This window comes from Alginatibacterium sediminis (genome assembly GCF_003610775.1).
Classification (GTDB): domain Bacteria; phylum Pseudomonadota; class Gammaproteobacteria; order Enterobacterales; family Celerinatantimonadaceae; genus Alginatibacterium; species Alginatibacterium sediminis.
Genome location: NZ_RAQO01000001.1, coordinates 237,337 through 259,645, shown reverse-complemented (window position 1 = coordinate 259,645; position 22,309 = coordinate 237,337). Strand labels below are relative to the sequence as shown.

At 40.8% G+C, this 22,309-nt stretch carries 16 protein-coding genes; 4 read left to right on the top strand and 12 right to left on the bottom strand.

Annotation, left to right across the window (positions count from 1 at the left end):
* The first annotated feature begins 56 nt into the window (after positions 1-56).
* Entirely contained in the window at positions 57-1,517 is a 1,461-nt protein-coding gene (locus DBZ36_RS01205) for a DUF3360 family protein (RefSeq protein ID WP_120353096.1), read from the top strand.
* Positions 1,518-2,199: 682 nt separating this feature from the next.
* Here the strand turns inward: DBZ36_RS01205 and DBZ36_RS01200 are convergent.
* Both DBZ36_RS01200 and DBZ36_RS01195 read right to left on the bottom strand, forming a co-directional pair.
* A complete protein-coding gene (locus DBZ36_RS01200) occupies positions 2,200-2,892 on the bottom strand; it encodes an SIR2 family NAD-dependent protein deacylase (protein WP_120353095.1) in 693 nt (230 codons plus the stop codon).
* A gap of 40 nt (positions 2,893-2,932) precedes the next feature.
* Positions 2,933-3,241 carry a hypothetical protein gene (locus DBZ36_RS01195; protein WP_120353094.1) on the bottom strand — a complete coding sequence of 103 codons (309 nt, stop codon included), beginning with the start codon at positions 3,239-3,241 and terminating at the stop codon, positions 2,933-2,935.
* Positions 3,242-4,119: 878 nt separating this feature from the next.
* Here DBZ36_RS01195 and DBZ36_RS01190 point away from each other — a divergent pair.
* Positions 4,120-4,959 carry an LEM-3-like GIY-YIG domain-containing protein gene (locus tag DBZ36_RS01190; RefSeq protein WP_120353093.1) on the top strand — a complete coding sequence of 280 codons (840 nt, stop codon included), beginning with the start codon at positions 4,120-4,122 and terminating at the stop codon, positions 4,957-4,959.
* Between the two features lie 649 nt (positions 4,960-5,608).
* Here DBZ36_RS01190 and DBZ36_RS01185 read toward each other — a convergent pair.
* The gene (locus DBZ36_RS01185; protein WP_120353092.1) at positions 5,609-6,811 is read right to left on the bottom strand and encodes a hypothetical protein; all 1,203 of its coding nucleotides are present in this window, start codon (positions 6,809-6,811) and stop codon (positions 5,609-5,611) included.
* Between the two features lie 178 nt (positions 6,812-6,989).
* On the opposite strand from DBZ36_RS01185, the gene DBZ36_RS01180 reads away from it, so the two are divergent.
* Entirely contained in the window at positions 6,990-7,772 is a 783-nt protein-coding gene (locus DBZ36_RS01180; RefSeq protein ID WP_120353091.1) for a hypothetical protein, read from the top strand.
* 417 nt (positions 7,773-8,189) lie between these two features.
* Here DBZ36_RS01180 and DBZ36_RS01175 read toward each other — a convergent pair whose 3' ends face one another.
* The 9 genes from DBZ36_RS01175 to DBZ36_RS01135 all read right to left on the bottom strand — a co-directional run bounded on the left by DBZ36_RS01175 (position 8,190) and on the right by DBZ36_RS01135 (position 21,209).
* Positions 8,190-11,036 (bottom strand): DEAD/DEAH box helicase, encoded by a 2,847-nt coding sequence (locus DBZ36_RS01175; protein WP_120353090.1) that lies wholly within the window; start codon positions 11,034-11,036, stop codon positions 8,190-8,192.
* Positions 11,029-12,429 carry an EH signature domain-containing protein gene (locus DBZ36_RS01170; RefSeq protein ID WP_120353089.1) on the bottom strand — a complete coding sequence of 467 codons (1,401 nt, stop codon included), beginning with the start codon at positions 12,427-12,429 and terminating at the stop codon, positions 11,029-11,031. The genes DBZ36_RS01175 and DBZ36_RS01170 overlap by 8 nt, the downstream gene beginning before the upstream one ends.
* Positions 12,429-13,277, bottom strand: coding sequence for an OmpA/MotB family protein (locus DBZ36_RS01165; protein ID WP_120353088.1), 849 nt, complete (start codon positions 13,275-13,277; stop codon positions 12,429-12,431). Before DBZ36_RS01165 ends, DBZ36_RS01170 begins: the two co-directional genes overlap by 1 nt.
* A 13-nt stretch (positions 13,278-13,290) precedes the next feature.
* Positions 13,291-15,171, bottom strand: coding sequence for a hypothetical protein (locus DBZ36_RS01160; RefSeq protein WP_147394980.1), 1,881 nt, complete (start codon positions 15,169-15,171; stop codon positions 13,291-13,293).
* 181 nt (positions 15,172-15,352) lie between these two features.
* Positions 15,353-15,934 (bottom strand): hypothetical protein, encoded by a 582-nt coding sequence (locus DBZ36_RS20570; protein ID WP_199711745.1) that lies wholly within the window; start codon positions 15,932-15,934, stop codon positions 15,353-15,355.
* Positions 15,935-16,021: 87 nt separating this feature from the next.
* Positions 16,022-17,653 (bottom strand): TniQ family protein, encoded by a 1,632-nt coding sequence (locus DBZ36_RS01150; RefSeq protein ID WP_158589005.1) that lies wholly within the window; start codon positions 17,651-17,653, stop codon positions 16,022-16,024.
* Positions 17,654-17,672: 19 nt separating this feature from the next.
* A complete protein-coding gene (locus DBZ36_RS01145; protein WP_158589004.1) occupies positions 17,673-18,644 on the bottom strand; it encodes a TniB family NTP-binding protein in 972 nt (323 codons plus the stop codon).
* Positions 18,631-20,568, bottom strand: coding sequence for a DDE-type integrase/transposase/recombinase (locus DBZ36_RS01140; RefSeq protein WP_120353084.1), 1,938 nt, complete (start codon positions 20,566-20,568; stop codon positions 18,631-18,633). The genes DBZ36_RS01145 and DBZ36_RS01140 overlap by 14 nt, the downstream gene beginning before the upstream one ends.
* Positions 20,556-21,209 (bottom strand): TnsA endonuclease N-terminal domain-containing protein, encoded by a 654-nt coding sequence (locus tag DBZ36_RS01135; RefSeq protein ID WP_147394978.1) that lies wholly within the window; start codon positions 21,207-21,209, stop codon positions 20,556-20,558. The genes DBZ36_RS01140 and DBZ36_RS01135 overlap by 13 nt, the downstream gene beginning before the upstream one ends.
* A gap of 243 nt (positions 21,210-21,452) precedes the next feature.
* Between DBZ36_RS01135 and DBZ36_RS01130 the strand changes: the two genes are divergently transcribed.
* A complete protein-coding gene (locus DBZ36_RS01130) occupies positions 21,453-22,229 on the top strand; it encodes a sigma factor-like helix-turn-helix DNA-binding protein (protein ID WP_120353082.1) in 777 nt (258 codons plus the stop codon).
* Positions 22,230-22,309 lie beyond the last annotated feature (80 nt).

Below are 22,309 nucleotides of genomic sequence, written 5' to 3'. Positions count from 1 at the left end.
GTAAGTGAGAAGTGGCGTGAGGTGCTAAGCATTGAAACGTAATAAGGAAATGTTACATGTCTAAATCTGGAAAGAAATTTTATAGAGATCTGCGTAAAAAAGCGCAAGATTTCGATAGTCGCGAAGAATTTCTAAATCATGACCTGAAAATCATGAACTTTAAACGCTGGGGAATACATTTACCTTCGCGTGATTACAGTGTTGAAATTGAAGACTGGGTGCCAGCCCTTGCTGCCACAATTGGTAAAGTAGTCATGGTGACCGCTATGGTTTCTGTATTCGCCACACAATTTGGTTTATCTGCGGAGTTTGTTGCTGAAAACGTACGTTACGAATTACTTATCGCCGGTGCTTTGTTTGTAATTTTGTTCTCAGCCATTCTAAATCCAAATGCTAATTTGGCGGGTACTCATGGCCCAATGATCCCACTCATTCCTTTGATTGCAGCTGCTGGTGGCCACCCACTAGCGCTCGGCATAATGGTGTGCGTATTTGGACTAATACTTGCCTATACCAAAGGCGGCTCAAAACTTATGACCTTAACCGGAGTCGGTGTTCGGGGAGGATTACTCATTTATCTCGGGGCCGTCGGACTTATTGGTCAGATAAATAAAACCGAGGTTTGGGCAAATAGTACTGACCAAGGCTATATATCGTTCGCCGTTATCGGTATTACAGTAATGATTTACGCTTACCTAGCCAAAATTAACAAGCGGTGGCTTGCTATACCTTTGTGTTCAGCCTTAGCCGGGATAGTGGCATATGTATTAGGCGCTGACTTCTCATTTACTACCGAGCCAGGCTTGCCACACTTCAGTCCGTTCTATTGGTGGGGTGAAGACACGGGTTGGAAACTTGGTTGGCCTAATTTGGAACACTTTATTGCGGTTGTTCCTTTTGCCTTACTCGCGGTTGCAATGTGGTCTCCAGATTACCTTGGACACCGTGTATTCCAAGAGCTTAACTATCCCAAAGAAGCAAAAGGCGTCTTAATGGATGTTGACGACACGATGATGACCGCCTCTATTCGTCAAGGTGTTGGCTCACTTCTTGGTGGTGGTAACTTAGCATCTTCATGGGGCACATATATGATCCCAGCAGCTATTGCTAAACGTCCAATTCCGGGTGGAGCCTTGCTCACTGGGATAATGTGTATCTTGGCCTCTGTGCTGGGCTACCCTATGGATCTGGCAATGTGGGAACCGGTACTTCGTGTTGCGTTGATTGTTGGTGTGTTCTTACCGCTGCTAGAAGCGGGTATGCAAATGATCCACAAGCACAAAGACTCCTTAAGTGCAGGGATTTGTATCTTCGCTTGTGCCTTTGTCAATCCGGTATTTGGTTGGGCTACCACAATGTTACTCGATAACATGGGCTTAATTGGTGACCATGAGCGTGCCAAGTCATTATCTGCTCAAGACAAGTATTTGATTCCAGGGATAGCTTTTGTAATTTGTGTTGGATCGCTTGCGCTTGTTGGTCAATTACCCGGTATACCCGCGTTGATAGGCAACTAAAACTGCCGGTGAAACGCCTTGAAAGCATCGTTTTAGGACGGTGCTTTTTTTGTGCCTACTGCTGGACACTACTACAACTTATATACCTGTAATTATCTTCCCTGCAGCAACAGCTGAGCTAAAAATTAACCCCTGAATGTATCAATTAAACTATATTTTAGTGTGAGCTTCACCAATTCATTAGCCTCAGATTGATATGTAATTACGTGATTTTCACCACGCGATCGATCTCTTTTTTTTGCGATAAACTAAGGCCTTAGATTTCAACATTAGCTTTAACTGATTGTTTTTATTTCACAAAAACTACCATTTAGAATGAGATTATTCTCTTCTCAAACTGAAATAGACAAAAATGTTAATCGTAGTTTTGGGCGAGATCTTCGGAAAAATAAAATCAAGGAGTTGCGGGGTATTTCGCAAAAAGATCTCGTTTTGGAAAGTCGAATCTCGTGAGATCAAACTGCAAAATTTTGAATCTCATGAGACCCATATCCATTAACGTTCAAAAAACGACCACCAACCTCGCCCCTTGGGCTATTACTACAGCACAAGAACTTGAGAACACAGAGCTTCAAATTCACTATGTATAGAAATAAAGCATTAAAATGTCGATTTGCGCTTTTAAGAAAAAGAGCAACCGCAAATACATACGTTAGAGACATGATTTACGATTGATTTCCTGCTATCGCGTAAGGCCGACAATTATACGAGGGACTGATTCTGAAAATGGTTCTCTGATTTTTTGATAACCCTGTAGCAACCTCGAGTATCCTTTAGTGCTGAGCAAATAGCGCTCTGAATAGATAGAAGCATTTCTTAACAAGTGTATGGTTGGTAACAAATCAAATGAAACTCCGATAGCCAACACTATCGATGCACTAGAGATTAAACTCCTAGCCTCAGCTTGCCAATACGTTCGCTCCCCATAGCTCACAATATTGGGTCTTAATTGCTCTGTTGAGTTGGAGTTAAAGCTCAAATAGTTGTATCCAATATCAATGAGTAACTTCTGATCCGTAGGCGACATTGCCTGGGTGATATCACCATGCAAATGCCTAACGTCGGTCGACCCTGAACGCTCATGTAAATCATCGATATTTTGAGTAATGACTGTCACATCGTATTGATGTTCCAGTTGAGCAATTGCTAGGTAAGATTCATTGGGTTCGACCGCCAAAATGTATTGTTTTAATTCATTGTAAGTCGCGATGACTTGAGCTGGAGATTGCTGCCATGCATATGGTGAATAAGGGTAATTGGCAAGACGATGCTTTCCGTTTGGAGTGTGTGTTCTATGATTGGGCGTACCACAGTCCTGTGTTAACTCAGGACCAGTAAAGACGACAACCTTGTTGGGATTTATTAGTTCATTCATAAATGATTTCTCAATTATTGCGGATAGGATTCACCAGAAATTAAAAACCGAAAGGAATAGCGTCTAGAAAATGGGCAAACCTTCTTGCCTCGTTTTCATTAAGATTTATAGGGACCTCAAGTTTGGTTTTAAACCATTCGCGAATAGGAATTTCATAGGTTTCCAAATCATCAATGCATGAATCTTCTGCATAAGTGAAGCCCCTGACAATATTCCCGATCCGCTCTGCTTCATCACAGGAGATATCTATAGGCAATTCGATATAGATGGCCATGTCGATTCGTAAATGGAATTCATGTGTAATGACATCGCTTACAGTTTGGGTAAGTTTTCTTTTGATGTGTCGCATAATTGTTCCTTATATTTTTAGGCAACAAAAAAACAGGCACGCAAAAAAGCCCAAGTAGAAATATCCACTTAGGTGATTTTGGTGACGGTTTTAGTTTTGGTTTGAGTTCGTTACTAAAGGTGTGTTTTAAGGTGTTCTTTAAAGCAGAAATCTAATTTCTAGCTAGTTTACTTTATGATCTGTGTTTTCATTGTTCCTTAAATTTTGGTCAGAAAAAAACGTGCACGCAAATAGACCTTAGCAGAGAAATCCACTAGGGCACTTTGGTGAGGGCTTTAGTTTAGTTTTTTACGAATGGTGTATTATTAAGAGTGTTTTGCGATATTTTTTAAAGCGGCCCTAATATACAAAAAAAAGGTGCGAAATTCCACTAAATTTTCGTTACCTTTGCGCGACAATTCAAGTGGTCTAAGCTACTGTATTTAATGGTAAAAAACAAAAACATGGCGCATTGGAACCATCTAGACAAAAAAGCGGTAATAGTACTACTTTTAGCAACCATAAAACCCTATGTTATTGGTCCATTAAACGAATACATTTAAGTTATAGCGATTCGACTCAACTGTACTGGTCAACTCCAATTGGACACTTTAAATTAGCCAGTAGATAGTCGCTGTAGGAGAGACGTTTGATACTGTGGAGGCTATTCATTTACTTCGACATGGAAGCCTTTCTTCAGAGCGTTATTTTGTGACCAAAAAAAAATATAAGCGGCTTAAGTAATTGCTATCAAGTTCGTAAAGACCGAGTTTGCTTGTGAATTGACTTAAATGAAACACGGTGGTTTGTTAGCAATTATCTAGCTCAATCACAGTCGACTGCCAAGTAATTTAGTAACCTGCCAACTAGACAATAATTGATACTTGTAGAGGAATTTAATGGGCTTTTCTAAAGAAGTGCAAAAGCAGCTTGGCCACTATGTTTACGCTCTTGTGGACCCAAGGAATGATAGTATTTTTTACGTTGGCAAAGCTGGTTTTAACGCTCGACCTTTCCATCATCTTAAGATGAAAGACGAAAAAGGCAAAAGAGGAAGCAAAAATGACATTATCGAAGAGATAAGAAGTAGCGGTAAAGAGCCTCGAGTGGATATTATACGACACGGATTGGCTGATGAACAAACTGCTTTCGAAGTGGAAGCTGCGGTGATTGATGCACTCGGTCAAAGTAATCTAACCAATCTGGTATCTGGTCATCATAAAGAGCGTGGATATCAAAGCGGGGATAGACTTTCTCGAGTGTATGGTGCTGAAGAAATATCCGTAGATGACCTTAACACTAATGCCATTATCTTTTTCCTCAACCAAAGTTACCATCCTAAAATAGAAGAAGCGGAACTGTATGATGCTACTAGACAGTTTTGGGGGGTGAGTTGGGATAAGGTAACTAAGCAGTATGAAGATGATGAACTTGTATACCCTTTGGCTCTGGCCGTGGCAGACGGTGTGATTGTTGCAGCCTATGACATCGTTAATTGGTTCGAGGCGGGTGAAACATTTTCAACGAGGTGGCGTAAGAGAGAGGAATTCTTTGAGCTTAATCGTAAGGAAAATGATGATGCTAAATTAGAAAGTTTGTCAAATAAAAAAGATAAGTTTGAGTTTATTGGTAAACCCTCGGAACAAACTGACTTGTTATATAAAAAACTCATCGGCAGAAACGGTCAATTAATTAAAGCCAATCAGAATGGCTTCACCTATATCGATATACCGGATTAATAGGTGATAGCCCCTTTCAAAGGGGCAAAGCTTTTCCATTTTAAGCACAGAGTAATGCGCAAGCGGTAGTGTTCAGGAACTTGTGTTCTTTCAGTAGAATGAAAAAACTGAAAATGACATATGACCAAAAATTTCGGTTTAGAATAAGTCATTAAGGCTCAAAAATAAGGCCAATATTTGACTGGTAAAGGTGGTTTTTAACACCTCCGATGAAGCAGAACACCGAAGCTGTAACAAAGTAGAGCCTGAACAATATTTTGAAAATGGTGAAAAGCCAAACCTTAAGGTGGGTTCAAGCAAACAAATCCTTTGTCGGCTTATTTGAAGCCGACTCACCATGTGATCGTTCAGGTACGTATGTTCCTCAATTGGTCAAAACTCATCAGACCAAACTAACTGATGAGTTTTGCAGTCTTATTTAAAATCATTAAACACTAATCACTGTCTCTGCAAACAACAAGAACGTTAGTAATAGCCCACTGTTAGTCATAAGTCTCTTTCTAAAAGGATCTCACTGGACTTCCCAGCTTTCACTAGACATTTGACCAAATATTAGGTCTATACATGTACGAGTCACCACCACAATATAGGGCTGTAACAGGGTATGTGTTTATATGTATAGAAAAAATTATTGAACTGAAATAAATCACTATGCTTTCTGCCATTCTCGAAGGCACTCTATAAATGTATTAGCGCCATTAACATTGCTAACGACCAGCTTAACCACCGCGGAAGTTGCCAGTTGAGGGTATACCCTCAAAGCACTATGTCGGCCATAAACTGGTGAGGAATTGTCATATTCTTCGTATTCTGCTTTGAGAAAACCCTGCAGCGGTGCACTCATTACATCTTTTGGGATCCAAATATTCACTGTTTTTGAGGTAGAAATTTCAATACCAATTTCAATCCCATTATTCAGGAGGTATCCTTTTAGCTTTTTGTTTGCACGATAAGCAGGATGAACTACTGCAACATCTTTAAGTAGATTAGTGAACTCTTTAGGAGTAATTCTCTCAGAGCCTTCTTTGATGTCATTTATAGTAATTCTAGGGGGTCGGTCTAAAGCCCCCTTGTAGTTTTCTCTGATACTTTTTTGGGCGTCGTAAATTTCAATGTTTTGAACCAACTGAATGAAGGACCTCGTTTCTAGTGACAAAATTGCGGCTACAGAAGTAAGGTTTTGTGGTGCTGTAACGGACTTATTTAAGTCTATTAATTCGCACTGTAAAACCTGACAAAGGTGGTTTTCAGATATGCCTCGAAATTGCGCTCGTTCTAACAACATTGACGCCAGAATATCTTTATCGTCAATATTCGGTCTAAACTCTCCGAATCTGAAATTATCAATTTCAGCCGTTGGACTAAAATAAGACATTTTGACAAAGCCTCGCCTCAATTTTGCAAATTGGATTACGGCATCTTCATCATCTGGAACTCCCGCAGCGGATAAAGCGGTTCGAAAACTCGAGTACTTCATTCGAGCAACGGACGCCAAAGCACGAACGTAATAAGTCCATCCCCAAGTATCTTCTTTTATATAGACGTAGGTATATCCTAGAGCGGTAAACACGGCTTCCCATAAATCATCAAGTTCTCTGTTATCTGCTATTTCCGAGCCAAAGACTTCAACTAATGTCTGGGTGAAGTGAAACAACTCTTGTATGTGTAAGCTAGAGTCCAAACGACCAGTAGCCCTTAATTCGTAACAAATACGCAAATTTACAGCGATGCTTGTCTTCTTGTAGACATCGCTTTCATCATCGACAAGGCCTAGTGGTCCGATTTTTTCAGCGATATCAAGACAGAAAGCTTCAATTTCTTCTTCCATTTTTGAAACTTGATCCATGTGCATACGATTTATCCCTAGGTTTGATTTTATTTTTAGAATATACCATTAAATAATTTTTCCACAATTATTTTGGCCATTTATTTTTCGCATTATTATTGCCCAAAAAAAACAGCCAAAATGTTTGACAGGTTTATTTTTGTGCTTTAAAGTTATTCCAAGCCAATTACAAGGACGTAAGAAAATGAACTTTTACAGCATTCAGGACAAACAAAAAATACTGATAAACAATCCAAACCAACAACCATTTTCAAATAAAATGCTGTTGGTTGAACATAAGGACATAAAAGCATTTTATGCACCTTTTGACTTTGTTAATCATAAGTCCCGTTTAGTAATTATCGGCATCAGTCCTGGAAAAACGCAGGCTTCCAGTGCCAATTCCGTTTATTCCTCACTAGTGAATCAAGGCGTCTCACATATCAAAGCCGAAAAAATCGCGAAGGAAGTGGCAAGCTTTAGAGGACCTTTACGAAGTAATTTAATCAAACTCTTAGACTCTATTGGGATCCACAACGTTTTAAATTTGGCGAGCTCTTCAGCTCTATTTACCGAAGAGGCGAATCAACTTGTCCACTACACTTCGGCATTTCGCTACCCAGTACTTAAAAATGGGAAACCAATCAGCTCAGCTAAGGGCTATATAAATCAGCCAATTTTGGCCGGTATGGTGGATGATCTATTAACTAATGAGCTTCTGGCTCTTAAAGGGGCAATAATACTACCGCTTGGCCAGGGGGTTGCCGACTTAGTCTTAGATTTAGCCAGTAAGGGAATTATCGATGAATCTTGCGTTTTAACGGGGCTTCCCCATCCAAGTGGAGCAAATGCCGAGCGAATCAAATACTTTCTTGGAGAGAAATCAATAGATGAACTAAGTGTTAAAACCAACCCAATTACACTTGATATCGCTAAAGAAACACTTGTTACGAAGGTCATGCACTTGAAGAAATCGGTTAATTCGTGATAGCTTAGCTTTAAGCAAGCTATAGGGGATTTCACAGAGTCCCTTATGTCATGCTTGGTTGCATGGTCTTAGTAGTCACGCTGTAGAGCGTATCCGCTTTTTAGGATGAAACTTAAACGGCGGGTCAGGTGTTGCTGCACCCCTCGCAAGTGAAGTTCTTCTTTATATGGTTTGGAGAATGTTCGCGAAGAAAACACCGACAAGTCGGTGTTTTTTTTCGTCTGCGATTCGCCCCACGGCTACGTTTCAGGCACTTATCCCCGAATCTGTATACAACCTTGTTTATAACTCTCGTAAATCGAGTTAAAACAAAGCGTCTGGTTAGTTATCTAGTCACTCAAAGTAGCACACACATTAGAGTATAAATACAATAGCGAAATTCCATATAAAAACGATATTCCAATCAGAATGGTTAATTCAATCGATGATGTCTTGAGATATAAAGCTACCCATTTCGGTTTTACTAATCGTACCTGGCATTAGTGCGTTGTAACTCAAATGTCTCTTTTTCGTGAGGAGGCGGTTTAGATTCGCATCGAATGAGCCATCACCGTATTTAGGGTGTAAAGCAATAGGCAAATAAACATGTACATTTTTTTGCTGCCCTATTCTAAAAACTCTGTCAGTACTTTGGTCTTCAACAGCGGGGTTCCACCAACGAGTAAGATGAATTACATGGTTAGCAGCTGTTATTGTAAGGCCAACACCTCCAGCTTTAGGTGACAACAGCATGACATTAAACTCGCCGTCAGCGCCACTTTGAAACTCATCGACTAACTGCTTTCGCATGCTCCCAGCAATAGAGCCATTAATTCGAAGAGGTCTAGAAGGAAGTTGATAACGATGCTGTAAGTATCCTGAAAGATATTCTTGAACATCAATTGCTTCACAAAAAACCAAGGCTTTTTCGCCAGATTTATGAATAGTATCTAGAATTTCAATTGTGGCTGAGAGACGAGCAGATCGCTTTACTACTCCATCAGTTATTCCATAACCATCAAAGTCCTCAGCAATTAAGGATGCTCGGCGGATTCTCTGTATGATTGCTAATACTCCAACTTCAAGTTTTTTTTCTTGCTGAGCATCTCTAATGATATTCTCATATTCTGCAGCTTGTAACTCTGGCATCGTCCTAGTGACGAGGTGAATGTACTTATTTGGTAAGCCATCTAATTGATCAACCTTTAGTCTCCTGAGCATTAAAGCAGGGGAACTTTTCTCAACAAGTAATGACTTGAGTCGCCTTGCTTCAGCTGGGTCACTCTCAGCAGGTTTGACAAAATCATTGTGGAATTGGCTAAGTGAACCAAAAAATCCAGGTTGCGCTGTATCAACAATACACCACAGATCTTTGAGTTCGTTCTCTACTGGGGTCCCCGTCAACATTAGAGTAAAATCGGAGGATAATGACTTGGCCATTTCCGTCATACGTGACACAGGGTTTTTAATTTTTTGCGCTTCATCGAATATAGTAATCCCCCAGTCGATAGACAGAAAATACTTGATTTTGTCTCTTAGGGTCTCGTAAGTCGTTAGAACCCACCCACTACCGGAAAGGACAGAATTGCGTTCGATTACACTGTAGTCTTTGAATACTCTAATTTGCGGACCATAGGCTTCGAATATGTCACCAAGTGCGCTTCTATCAACATGGCGTTTTGCTTCATCTATCCAGTTTTTAAGAAGGCCTGACGGCGCAACAACGAGAAAAGGTTTAGTCGGATACTCGTTGTTGTTCATCAGAACTTTAACAGATGCTAAGAAGGCTAGCGCTTGAATAGTTTTCCCTAATCCCATATCGTCAGCGAGTAGCGCACCGATAGAGCCAGTTTCCCAGTGCTCAGCTAGCCAATTAACACCAGCTGTTTGATGTGGATACAAAGTCTTAGTTTTCAACGTATCTGGAAGCCTAGAGATCCTTGGCCTAAGTTTATGTTTAATCACAGAAAACTCTACATCCTCAATGTTATCCTTAAGAATCGGAGCGACAACTTCAACAGGGGCAACATGATTACCTTCTGTCTCTTCGAAGGGTTTAAGCATCCTAATAAGCAAATTTTTGGTTTCGAGTGATACGGGGACTCGCTGCTTTTGAAAAGATATCTCAGATACGTCTTCATCCAGTGATTCATTGATGTGCACTAAAAGCCTTTTCATTTCGTCAATTGTGAAATTCACGAGAAGGTCGTCGATAGGAAAAAACAATCGCTCATTGTCGTCGGGCACCCAATCACCATCTCGCTTTGCTGTATACGCACAAAGTTTGCGTGACCAGACACCGATTGTATCAATTCGTTGGCTAATAAAGTCAGGTGTTTCGATAAAAATGGCATCGAGATCTTCTGAATGTTCATCTTGCAGCAAGCGTTCGTTTATCACCTTATGTGGGTTTGATACAAAAGCCAAACGCTCCTGACTACCCTTAGCTTGGTAAGCTTTTATTACACTAAGAACCTTCTGCACACGCTTAGGAAGCACCACATAAGTCCCATTACCGATTGCATAATTGGAGCGTGTGGTACTCCAGCTTTTAAACTGATCTTCGAATTGTGATTGACGAGCTTTAGGAACTGCGTACTCAATATCTGATTGGCTTTGCACATCCCAATCTTTACTGGAATTCGGTTTAATAAGTAATGGCGCAAAGACTCCGTGCTCCTTAACGTCCAACGTAACTCGATCTGCTCGACAAATAGTAATACTCTGTAGCTGGCCATCGACAATGGACTCTTCGGGTAACAGTTCTTTGATCTGGCCCCAGCAAATAAATCGCTCATCTCGGTCTGATACAAAGGTGTTATTAAACTGCTCTATTTTACTGATAATTGAATAAAGTGGATCAAGAATTAGTTCAGTGTGTCGTCGCGATGACAACTGTATGCCGGATACTTTAGCTCCCATTATGGGCCTAGCATCGGCAGTCATTAAACGATAGGACAGCGAGAAGTCAGCTTGGCTAATCAGCCCATTCGCTACGATCTTAAGTCTGGCATGTGAAACTTGAGGCAGTGCTAGTTTTTGAATTTCTAGTTCAGTCAATGTAGCAATAAAACCCTCCGTACATTCAATCCCAGAACTCGAGATCACTGGTTTTGCTGTGCTATCTATTGTTCTGAATAGAGGGTCAACAACAACTGGCATATCGCCAGAAATCAAGTTGAATTTTGACCATTGATTTGGAGGGATAATCCCACTATCAAGCTCCACTTGAAACCAAAATCCAAACTTAGTTTTGTGCCAAGTTAGATTCGCTGAACTAGTCATTCATATACTCCCTACGTGGGATCGACACCCCTGTTAAATCATGAATAAGACTCGATAATCGTTGTTGCCAGAGGCCTCTTTCACTGCCAGAGTGGCTACCAGTATGGTCTGACCCATTTACTAGGTTGCCTCGCCGATATGAGCTCAAATATAATTTTGGCCGTTGTAAGCTGGTGTCCCATATCCTAAAACTTCCCGAGTGACTCCATTCCGTAATCAAAACACCGTTAATGACCATTATTAGAGCACTGTGTCGAGGTTGACCGCCTGAAAGACTCGCGTAGGTGCTTCGTCCACCTTGTAGAAAATTGCGGGCCTCACTATATGCACTGCTACCCAACGCCACCCATGCTTCTTGAATATAACCCTTCTTCAGATACGCATTCCAAAAACGCTTTCTAGATTTCCAATGTTTATCCGCCATAGGATCGGTTTTGGCGATATGACTAAGTAAGTTAAAGAAGTCATGCATTGTATTTTCAACCAGCCAACTTTTAATAACGCTCAGAGCTGTTGGTGTGACGCCTATCCACATTACAGCAGACGTTCTTGGATCGTTGTAATGATTAAGGAAGAAGTCTGTCAGGAGCTTTTTGATGTGAGGAATGATGTGATTATCAGCAAATGAAGACAACAAACCATCAGCGATATTGACTCGTAAAGCTGGATACTTAAGAGAATCTTCAGCAGTAATAAAGAAGCTAAGACAGCTAGATACAAGTTGAGACTGCGCATGTATATCAAGGGTACTTAGTGTAGATTTCAAATCTGCCAATAAGTAAGATATTGATTCCGAAGCAAATGCACTATGCTCCAGCCCTCTAGTTAACTTAAAGCTAGAGAAGGTTGACTGGAAACCCGCATTTCTAATATTTCCCGCACAAATTTCATGGCTGTTTTTCTCTAGTATCTGAGTGTTATCAATCCACTGTTTTATTGTAATAGCTTTTATGTCAGGGCTGTCAGTAACAAAATCATGAATCGCATTTCGAAGTAAGTCAAACCATCTTGAGCCAAGTGGGTACTCTTGCAAAAATACCTGTATTAAGGGGCTAGTAGTATCAAATTTTGACTTAATACGTTCGAATAGGAGCTGAATATAGTCCTCATTCTCATATAAAGGAGGATTACCATTAATCGACAACATAAAAGCCCATGGCACTATTCTCCACTCTTTTCTGCTGAAATTAAAGATAGACGAGTGAGCTTGAAGGTATTGTTTTAATTTGTCATGAACATGCCCGATATTGATGGAAGAAGGGGGTTCTGATATTACGAAGCCATATCGGTTTCGGAGTTTAAAAGCCTGTTCAACAAGTCGTGAATCTGAGATGTTTAATGATGTTCGCGTTTGCAAAGTCGGCATATCAAGAACTGTATCTTTGAATGACATTATTCAACCCCTTTTGCAATAAGCTCTTTTTGAGGCTCTGTAAGTACAGGCGGTGTCATAATAAAACGAAGGTCAATTCGACGATTGACTTTATCGGCCATTGGCTTGCTGTGGTTATGGCCTTCCACTGGTCTACCTTCACCGTAGCCACTGACTGAAAAAATAGGTTGCCCAGACATATTGAGAAGCCTCATTAGCTCACTATCTGGAACAACTAAGCGATAGGCTGCGATTGCACGACTAGCAGACAGTTCCCAGTTATCTTTCATTCGACTAGAACGCATTGGTACATTATCGGTATGCCCCTCAACGAATATTGCATCAATCTTACCCTTAGTGTTTTGGTAATCATCACAATCCGTTGTGGGAATTGGAGAGTGTGCATAACATGGAATTATGTCACTCATAACTAGCCCAATCATTCGAAGGTTATTTTGGTATTTTTCTTGGAGAGTATCGGCAGCAGTCTCAAATAAAACGGCTTTTTCTGTTAGCCTCAAGACACCATGTTGTGTATCAATTTCGACGTCTATTCTTACTTTTCTGAGCTCTTGCTTTAACTTACCAAGCAGTTCATTCCTGATCTGTTCAGTATTGGTGAGCTTTCTAACTACTTCTTTCTGAGTTTCCGTAACAAGATTCTGATTTTCAATTGAAGCTTCCATTTCCTGAACAAGCACTTTTTGCTCTTCAGTGATTTGCTCTTGTCTTTGAATCGCATCTTGAAAATTAATTATGAAAGCTACCAGCGTAATTATAAAAATTAGTAGCAAACCCGACATCATATCTGAGACTGAAATGAGATAGCCAGCACCATCATCTTCAAGGAGTTCATGATGATCGCTCATTTGTATCCTCCAATTACTCAGGTCTAGTATTAGTTTGTGAAGCTGTGCCCAGTTTGTCTCTAAATTGCTTTAGATTATTTTCTGCATTAAGAGAAATTGAAGTGACGGAAGTTTCAAAAACTTCAGTTCTGCGTTCTAAGGAATCTCCAAGATTTTCAATAGCGTCTGATATTTCTTGCGTTGCCGCAGCAAGGCTTTGGACAACATCAGAAGCGTGTTTGTCTAATCCCAATACATACTCGTCGGTTTGAGTCGCATAACGTTCAAGTCCACTTCCGATATTTTCAAAAACAGTTGTTAGAGTGCTATCTAGCCCATCAAATCGCTTCTCATAGCTTCCCCAGACTAATGCCATTTCATTCTGAACATCTTTAAGATGTTGCAATGTTGAGTCAATATTATCTGTAGAATCGCCAAGCTTAGATGAAAGCTCGTGTAACGTTGTCAGATAGGTGAGGAAAGTCGTTTCCGTCTCTTTGAAACTAGTATTTGCTAGACTCACCTTATCAGTAACATCAGCGATATCATCAATCGTCTGTGAAATATCTCGGAATAGAGTTTCATTCCTGTCGGTCATAGATTGATAGTGAGTCGCTGTTTCCTGTAATTTCAGGACAACACTATGAAATCCATTTAAGCTATCTTCCAAATGTGTAGATAGTTTCTTAGAAGCTACATCCAATTGGTTGGTGACATTGTCGACAGACTCTTGGACTGAGCTTAATAGAGAGTTTACCGCTTGCTCTATCCCGTCATTTATTCTTTGGCTACCATCTGACATAGCGTTAGACATTTCGGTCACAGCACTTTGAGCCGTATCTTGCATATCCTTCTGACCTTTTGTTAACGCATTAACCTGAGATTCCAAGCTATCACTCATAATTTTAATTGTAGAAGCTAAGGCTTGCATTTCATCACCGGCAGCTCCCGCAATTTTATCTGCAAACTCTCCCATCACTTTTGTGATTGTCTCGTCATTTGCAGATTTTTGGTCTTTCCTAAGCTCATCCATAGCTTCCACAATTGGAGCCGATACTTTTTCTTCAATGATTTGTCCCAAGGACACAGCAAAATCGTTGGCAAACGCTTGTAGCGCGATAGATTGTTTCTGGGATTCGGCCAAGTTTTTACTCGCCAACCTCTCAGCTGAAAAGTACTCAACTCGAGCATCCAACTCTGAATTAAGCCGCTGACACGCGCGGTTAAAACGGTGTACGTATCTCTTTTCATATGCTGAAAAAAATAATGAAGTGAATAGACCAACGATGGAAGTAATAAAAGCAAGCGAAGCACCATTGAGGAGTATGTTTAAAGCATTTTTCGCATCATCAATATGCTGAGAATTTAGTCCTGGTGCAGCAAGATAAATACCTACGGTTAAGCCTATGAAGGTACCAATGATCCCTAACCCCGTTAAGATGTTAGGTAATGCATTATAGAAACGCATGTTAACGTTAGGAAATAACAGGTTGCTCTGATTAAAATATCGCGATGGAAGGTGTGTATTCATGATTACTTCTCTTCCATTATCGAAGTCCTCACCTGGGAGCAGTAGTGTCTCCTCAAACTCGCGCCAAGAATCCTTTAGATGCTTGTTATCATTCATCCAACCTTGAAGCTCATAGTAATATGGGGGGAATTCTAACTTGTCTTTTGGGGTAGCTCGTATCGCAAACAGAGCAGCTGATATAGAACGGTTAACAGGAGAATATTTGAACCAAAATACTAAACCGTATATAACGGCGATGGCTAAAATTACCGAACAGTATAACGTGACAAATGCAGATGTTGTTACCATGCTCATAAGATCATATGTACTAATTTCTATCACACCTGCACCCTTGGATTTTATTTTGCTTACCAAATTATTAGCATTGCAATCAATACTATACACACCTGCTACATATAAAAGCACTAATGCTTAATAATAACTAGAGTGAATATTCAAAAGCATGATTAGTGTGCTTAGACCCGAGTAAAGCTTAATATAAAGCCGTTCCAAGCCTATAGAGCAACTACAGTTAAAGAATCACTAAATTTTTGGGGTTATGTGTGTTGGGTTACCAGTTGCAAAACTACAGTGTAATGGCTTCGACTCGGCACGCGACTTCATACAAGTCATCGATATTCCCTGAACTAATGATATCTATGGGCTTACGACCCTCAAAAAATGTATTACCATTCTCCATTCGCATAAACCCAGTCACATTTTCTTGGTTTTCAAATGTCAGCCTTATAGCCTGATGGATGTTAAGTAGATAACTAATACGTATCAATTGTTCTTCGTCTAATTTTACGGATTCAGGATTCGAGTTGTATTGATCATATATAACCGAGGATACCTTCAAAATGGATTGAATTTGTTGAGGTGAACTTCCCCATGACAACAAGATTCGATTCGCCGCTTTGAAGCCCGCTACAGACAAATTCTGCTGTTTTGGAACTAATGCAGATTTGACTTTCTTGTAGTCTTTAAATTCAAAGCATGAGGGTTCTAGAATACGCTCACTATGAACAAGAAAGTCCTCATCTATGATTTGATTTTGGTCAACACTAACCCGAACTTTGTCTGTTGGTGGGGCAATTTCATCAGCGCACGACATATACGGAGCCGGCCCCTTAACCAAATCATCTTTGCTTAACTTTTTCTTGCTCATAGCCAACTCTAATATTCTAGGATGTGTAAAAGCTGTTTCCAACTAACTCTAATTAACAAAGCTTCGGTGAACTCGACTTAAGCTCATTTATTGCGAATGTTTAACCTCAGGGTGGCGCTTTTTACTTAGCTGATGAAGTTCTCTTTGATCCTCCATCGGCAAAAGTACAGAGAATATTCTATCTTCATTGACGCAACTATAGTTCGCCGGTTTGATCTCATGCAGGAAGTAGTTATCGTCTTGAGTGAGTAACCAGTTCTCCACGATTTTCTCGTCAAACAAAATCTCGGTGTTTTTAGACATTGCCAATCTAAACCCATATGAGATAAGGGTTTCGGGAGAGCTATATTCACCAATCGATTTTAACGCCTCAAAAGGGATCGGTTTTAGGCATTTCTCTTTTATCTTTTTTCGGATCCAAACACAGTAGTCTTCAACGGGTACTTTTAACATCAATCTGCGGATTTGCGCTTGTTCTACGTATGCAACATAGCCTTCAAGGCTCCCCTCAAACACATCCAAAAACAGCTCGGAAATACTTGCCATCCCCTTGTCCGGCAATTCACTGGTCGATTCAAAATGAATGCAGTCACAGTGTAATGCCGCGCGATCCATTAAGGGACGAAGTCTTTCAAAACACTGCAATATATCAACCAATTGGTCATTCACGTCAGCATCAGGGTTAAGGGCTTCTAGAAACGACTCTTGGACGAAGTGTTGAATAACTTGAAGCTGAACACCCAAAATATTCGCAAAGGTTTGCAACGGTGCATGGAGCTCCTCTGGGGTATTCGTTTTCAACATCATGATGTGCCTTGGTTTATTCAAGCCTTGTTCATATTGGACTAACCTTAGCGCAGGTATATCCCGTAACTCATGAGCGTCATATTCAAACTCCTCCATACAAAGGCAAATATCATTCAAAGAAGAATTGGCATCAAAGGGAATATTATATTGCTTCCAGTAAACTGAACGCTGACGACACCAAGATTCTTTTTGAGACTCGGATGCACAAAGGATTAATGCTTGCTCTACGAGCTTACTGTAACCTTTGATGTAATTCATTTTTTTCAAGGGCTCCCAGCCGATATCATGCGGTCGTGCGGCAAGAACGATAGCGTACGCTACTTTCCGCACGCACACGTACAAATAGCCTATTGCTTTCTCGCCTCGCAGCATCGCAATAAGCTTTTCGTTTATATATGACTCTATTTTCATGTAGGGCGCATGATATATATCCTTACTCGGCCGATAGTCCTTCCAACGAGCTGCACACGCTGGGCAACCGTTGAATAGAAAGCTATCCCACGTTAGCGCCTCCCCGCAGTCAGGACAGCTGTCTAGGAGAGGAGTTCGGTGATAATGACAGCGGCCCACAACGGCAAAGGACCAATAACGTTCAATGACAGGCGATTTTGATAAGCATTGAGCACATATTCTAGGAAAGTCGAGTTCGAGTTTTCGAATAAACGCTTGCTCTGGATTCTTTTTAAAGGGCTCACGCATGTACTCCCCTACAATGCTGTCCTTAGGGCGGCCCCCTAGAGCCACCTCCAACTTTGCATGGGGGAAACGTCGAGATCTATTGGTTCCTAAGTAGTTTTGAAATTGTTTTAGGTTTACGAACCCATTCATCATTCCTAAACGCAGCAGGTATCCTTTGTAAGACTCTCCCAACTGCAGAAATGGACGCGCTCGAAGTTTTCGAGAACAACTCAAATTAGTACCCCCTCTACTCTTAGGCATCTCTTGTTTTTTCAATATGAAGTTTCTTATTCATCGCTTGTTCCACACCCTCGATCTTCATTCTAAATGGGTTCTTAACTCCGAGCTGCTTATTTACATCGACCTTCTCATAAGCTCTACTGAGATTGGCGATGTTAATTTCGAATTTTTCACCTGAATCAATGAGCGCATGAACTAGCAGGTTTCGGATTAATCGCGGCTTACCATAAGTCGCAAGTAATAGACGCTCTAGAACCAACGTTTCATGATTCGAAAAATCAATACATTTACCACCGTTCAAGGAGACTTTCTCTTTGAAGGCGTACATAAATTTCTGAAAGAGTCGCCTATTGGCAGCGGTGTTGATGTCAAATGGCGTAAGCGTCATAGAATTGAATCCTAATCGCTCTTCCAGCTCTGGATGTTTTTCCAATGCGGATTTACCGATTGGCAACCCAGCAAGAACCACCGCCAAATTAGAGCGGTCCATCAATAGTTTAATGAAGTTAAACGTATCCGTCGCAAATGTTTCTCGGCGTAGCAGGTGGTGAAACTCATCAAAGATAATCACCTCAACGTTGTAGTTTTCAATCAATGCGTACACTTGCCTTTCCATTTCATAGGTCTTAGACGATAGCTGAGCATCGGTTCCAAATTGATCGAACATAGCAGCCAACAATCTTCGCTGCGTCGCTTGAGCTGGAATAGAAACCACCATAATTGGCATGGGCGACAGTTCTTCCGATTCAGCTTGTTGAGCCAGGGCCAGCACAGAGCTCCGATAGGTATTTATAATCGTTGTCTTCCCAAGCCCCGGATCACCATCGAGAACCATGCCGAGTCGTAGTCGATGAGCCTCACTAATTTGGTTTAAGCCCTCTGTAAATCTCGTATGTTTAATGATGGTTTCTTGTATTTTTCCGACTCGTGGGTCTATCGGCTGAGCCGAGCCAAAAACGGGTACAAAACTATTAGTTGTATTCAAACGTATCTTCCTCATCAAAATCACTAGCCGATTGTAATTTTTGATTAAAGTTGGTTTGCTCCCATGCATTTTCTTCGGTAATCTCACTTCCTGCCAATAACGACTGTGTTGCATGCGACAACTTGCTGGCACTCGTGATAACCTGCTTTCTTGACTTCGTTTTAATGGGCCTCTGTTTAATCGCCTTCATTGTTTCGCTATTAAGAAACGTCCCAACTTTAGAAATTTTTGTTGTTTTACAATTAAGGTTATTTCGATCGCGAAGAAGTCGCCACTCATGACGTGTCATCCCAGGTGTAATAGCAGGTTCAACGACTGGAACATCGAATCGGTCCCCTAAGAACGGGTCTTCAACAGAGATTTTGGATACGTCAAGTTCATCTACAAAGCATTTCACTTTGGATGTGACGTTTTTTTGCTTCATCTGCAACCCAATGCCTTTGAGACGCCCGTTGTCGTTATATCGCGCATTATCAATAGCTACCCCTAAGTGACAGCTCTCTCCTAATATCTTACGTTCTTCAATTTCTCCATAAGATTGCTTCAACTTGAATTGGGTTTGCTCGCACAAAGCCAGTGGTACAAACAGATTCGCGGCAAGAGCGTCGTTCCATTTCTCATGAGGTGTTTTTCCATTGAGCCCTCGTAGCGTAGTTTGGTGATAATCATCTACAACCCACGTTTCAAACAGTTCTATAAATTCCGTTTTCGTCATTCGAGCATGAAATTTTGGATCGAGATCGATTGACCTTTCATTGTGGCCACAGTAACCAGGTAGCAGTTTTGCGAATTGCGCTCGAACAGTACCATTGAATCGTTCGACAAAAGGTTTTCGCCATCCTTCTCGGGTCTGCACCGTTGTATGAGCACTTCCTATTGCACACAAAAACACCGATGCTTCAGATGATTTGTAGCCAGATCCACCATCTGCAAAGAGGGATTCAAAACGCCCCTGCATAGGCCACTCGTTTTTGTAAGGCGCTTTAGATGCCGACAGCTTAGGTGAAACTGCATGTCTATAAGACTGAATAACCGCAGACGCAGACTCACTGGTGCGATGTGCGATGTCCAAGCTATAACCTAGAACAGCCCTGGTATAAGTATCTAAGACAATGAACAACGTGGGCTTACCTATGTAGTTTTTCTCATGATCGACAATTCCAACGGCTAAGTTCAAACCATCACATTCAACCCGCTCTAATGGCCTAGTTACAGAATATTGATTCCTAGCATTACGAGATAATGTGTTCTTTGACAAGCGTCCTTCTCGTTTATCAGCCATGTCTATTGGGCAAATATCTTTTATCCAATTTGAGAATGTAGAAAGACTTGGGGTGGGATAAGCCTCTCCTAGAGATTTTTCAACTTTGGAACAAAAGACAGCATAAGTCGATTTCATCGTAGGTCGGTTAAGCTGCAAATAGATATCGGTGATAACTTCAAGAGCAATCCCCTTTACTGCCTCATGTTTTGTACGCCGATATGGCGCAGCTGGCTCAAGATAGGTGCGGGCAACACCATCTAGACACTGTTTTTCGGCTTTGGCCCAACGCGCTAGCGTCGCTGGTGACGGTGGGCAGCAATCCTTGAGTTGCAATACCACTTGGTCGATGGCTTGTTGGCGTTTTTTTAGACCGCCCGTACTTGCGCCTAGACTCAATAGCTGTGCCACATATTTTCGTTTACGGTTTATTTCTAATTTTTGAATTTCAGAAAGTCTACCCGTAGAATTTAAAGTCGGTTTCTTGGACTCAACCAACAAAATGTCTTTATGCAATCGCTTATAGAAATCATCGATTTCTATAGATATGGGCTTATCCATACTAGTCTCAAAATCAATAACCACATAACGCTTACTTGTAGCGATAACTTTTCCACGCATCCCTCGAAATTGAACTTCAGTCCCGTTCTCTACAGTAGACATGCGACACTCCCTTCGTTACGTAAGCATTTCGTCCATGTCAGTTCAACCAAATCCCAAGGACGGGTTAAATCACCACGCAAAAAGCCGTGTGCTATCGATGTATACAAGATATCCAAGGGTAGATTTGCGCAACGGGCTTGATCAAATAGCTCTGTTAGCGAAGCTTGCGTATAAGGCAGCTGTCTTAAAAATCGCTTCAGTGATGTAACATCAAGAGTGTTAAATAAAGCTCTAAAGAGCTGCTTCAAGTTATTCGCCCGCTCACCGACACGTATGTCTTTTTCCGTGATGACTCGAAATTTTTTGGATTCTTTTGCGAAATGCTCTTTCAGTAGTCGAAATTTCAACTGATTCTCAGGCTTAATTGCATCTTCAAAATATTTAACCTCATCGATGTAATAGCAACCGTTGAAAATAGCCGCCGCATCCGCGGTATAGCGATATTGCTTTCTTTCGGCATTTTGATATCGAATGGATTCAGCTTGCATTTGAAAGAAATCTAGCTTGGGCCCAAACTGACGCAGAATGAAATAATCCACTTCCAAATCGCTCTCCATCACTCCTGTAATACCGTACACAGGTGAGTACATGGTGGTGGTTTGCCTAACGGGACTCTGTTTCGTTTGATTTCTATTTCTCATCAATAATCACCATTTGAATAACACTTCAGCTATAAGACACCTTGAAGAAAAGAACAAATTTGATACAGCTCAGATAACGCTATTAACGAATTTGTTATAAACCTAAAGTTGTCAAACTTTTGTTCTCAAATAATTGATTGATGTAGGAAAGAAAAAAGTAACAATTTTTTTAAAATTAAAATAATTATAATAAATAGCGCTGAGCGCAAATATGAATAAGACACTTAATATCAAGGAGTTGCATTGCAAAAAACATCTAGAAAAAAATTTGATGAATTTATTTCACGACCTACTCAATATGAGACATTGATCACGCAGTCAAAGAAGATAGCATCAACAAAATTGGGCGGTTTTGGTAACCCCGAACGAGATGGTCAAGATGCGCTCCTCAAAGGAATTACGACTCTTCTCGAGAAAATTGATAGCGAAGATTTCATCTTAGAGGAAATAAGCCGAAATGATGCTATTAAGGCAATTGCATCACAGAGCAGAGTCAAAATAAAAGCTTCTAGCAATGGTGTTTTAGTCAAAGGTAACGTAAACCTAAAGCAAATCACGGAAGAGGATATTGCAAATAAAATCGCGGAAAAAGAAGCTGCAATATTTGCTAAATGGCTACGCGATTTCATGGGGCACTACCTATACGAACGATATAAACGTCGCACAATTAAAACACCCTCCGCACATGTAGTGGAAGATACAAAATCTTCAAAGAAAAAGATTCCTAGGGAATCTCGGTTTTTTACTCTAGACGACAATGAATGTAAATCTGTTTGCTTAAGTGACGACCAAGTTGAATCTATTCGTGACCCCAAGTCTCATATTACTCAGCTTCTATCTAAGCTCGAGGTCAAAAAAAAGCATTTCACAACGATAGAGATGTATTTAGGCGATTACACCTATAAAGAAATCGCATCTGTTGTAGGAGTGACTGAAAAAGCGGTTGGGCAAAGGGTTCGTCGCTTTCTAGCTGATCAGAAAATTTCCAAAGAAGAGCTAATGAATAGAGATACACCGTAGCTCCACTCAAAATAACCCTGCTAGAGGAAAAGTCGGGTTAGAAACCCATGTTGATATATTTCATCGATTTGTCCCTTTTT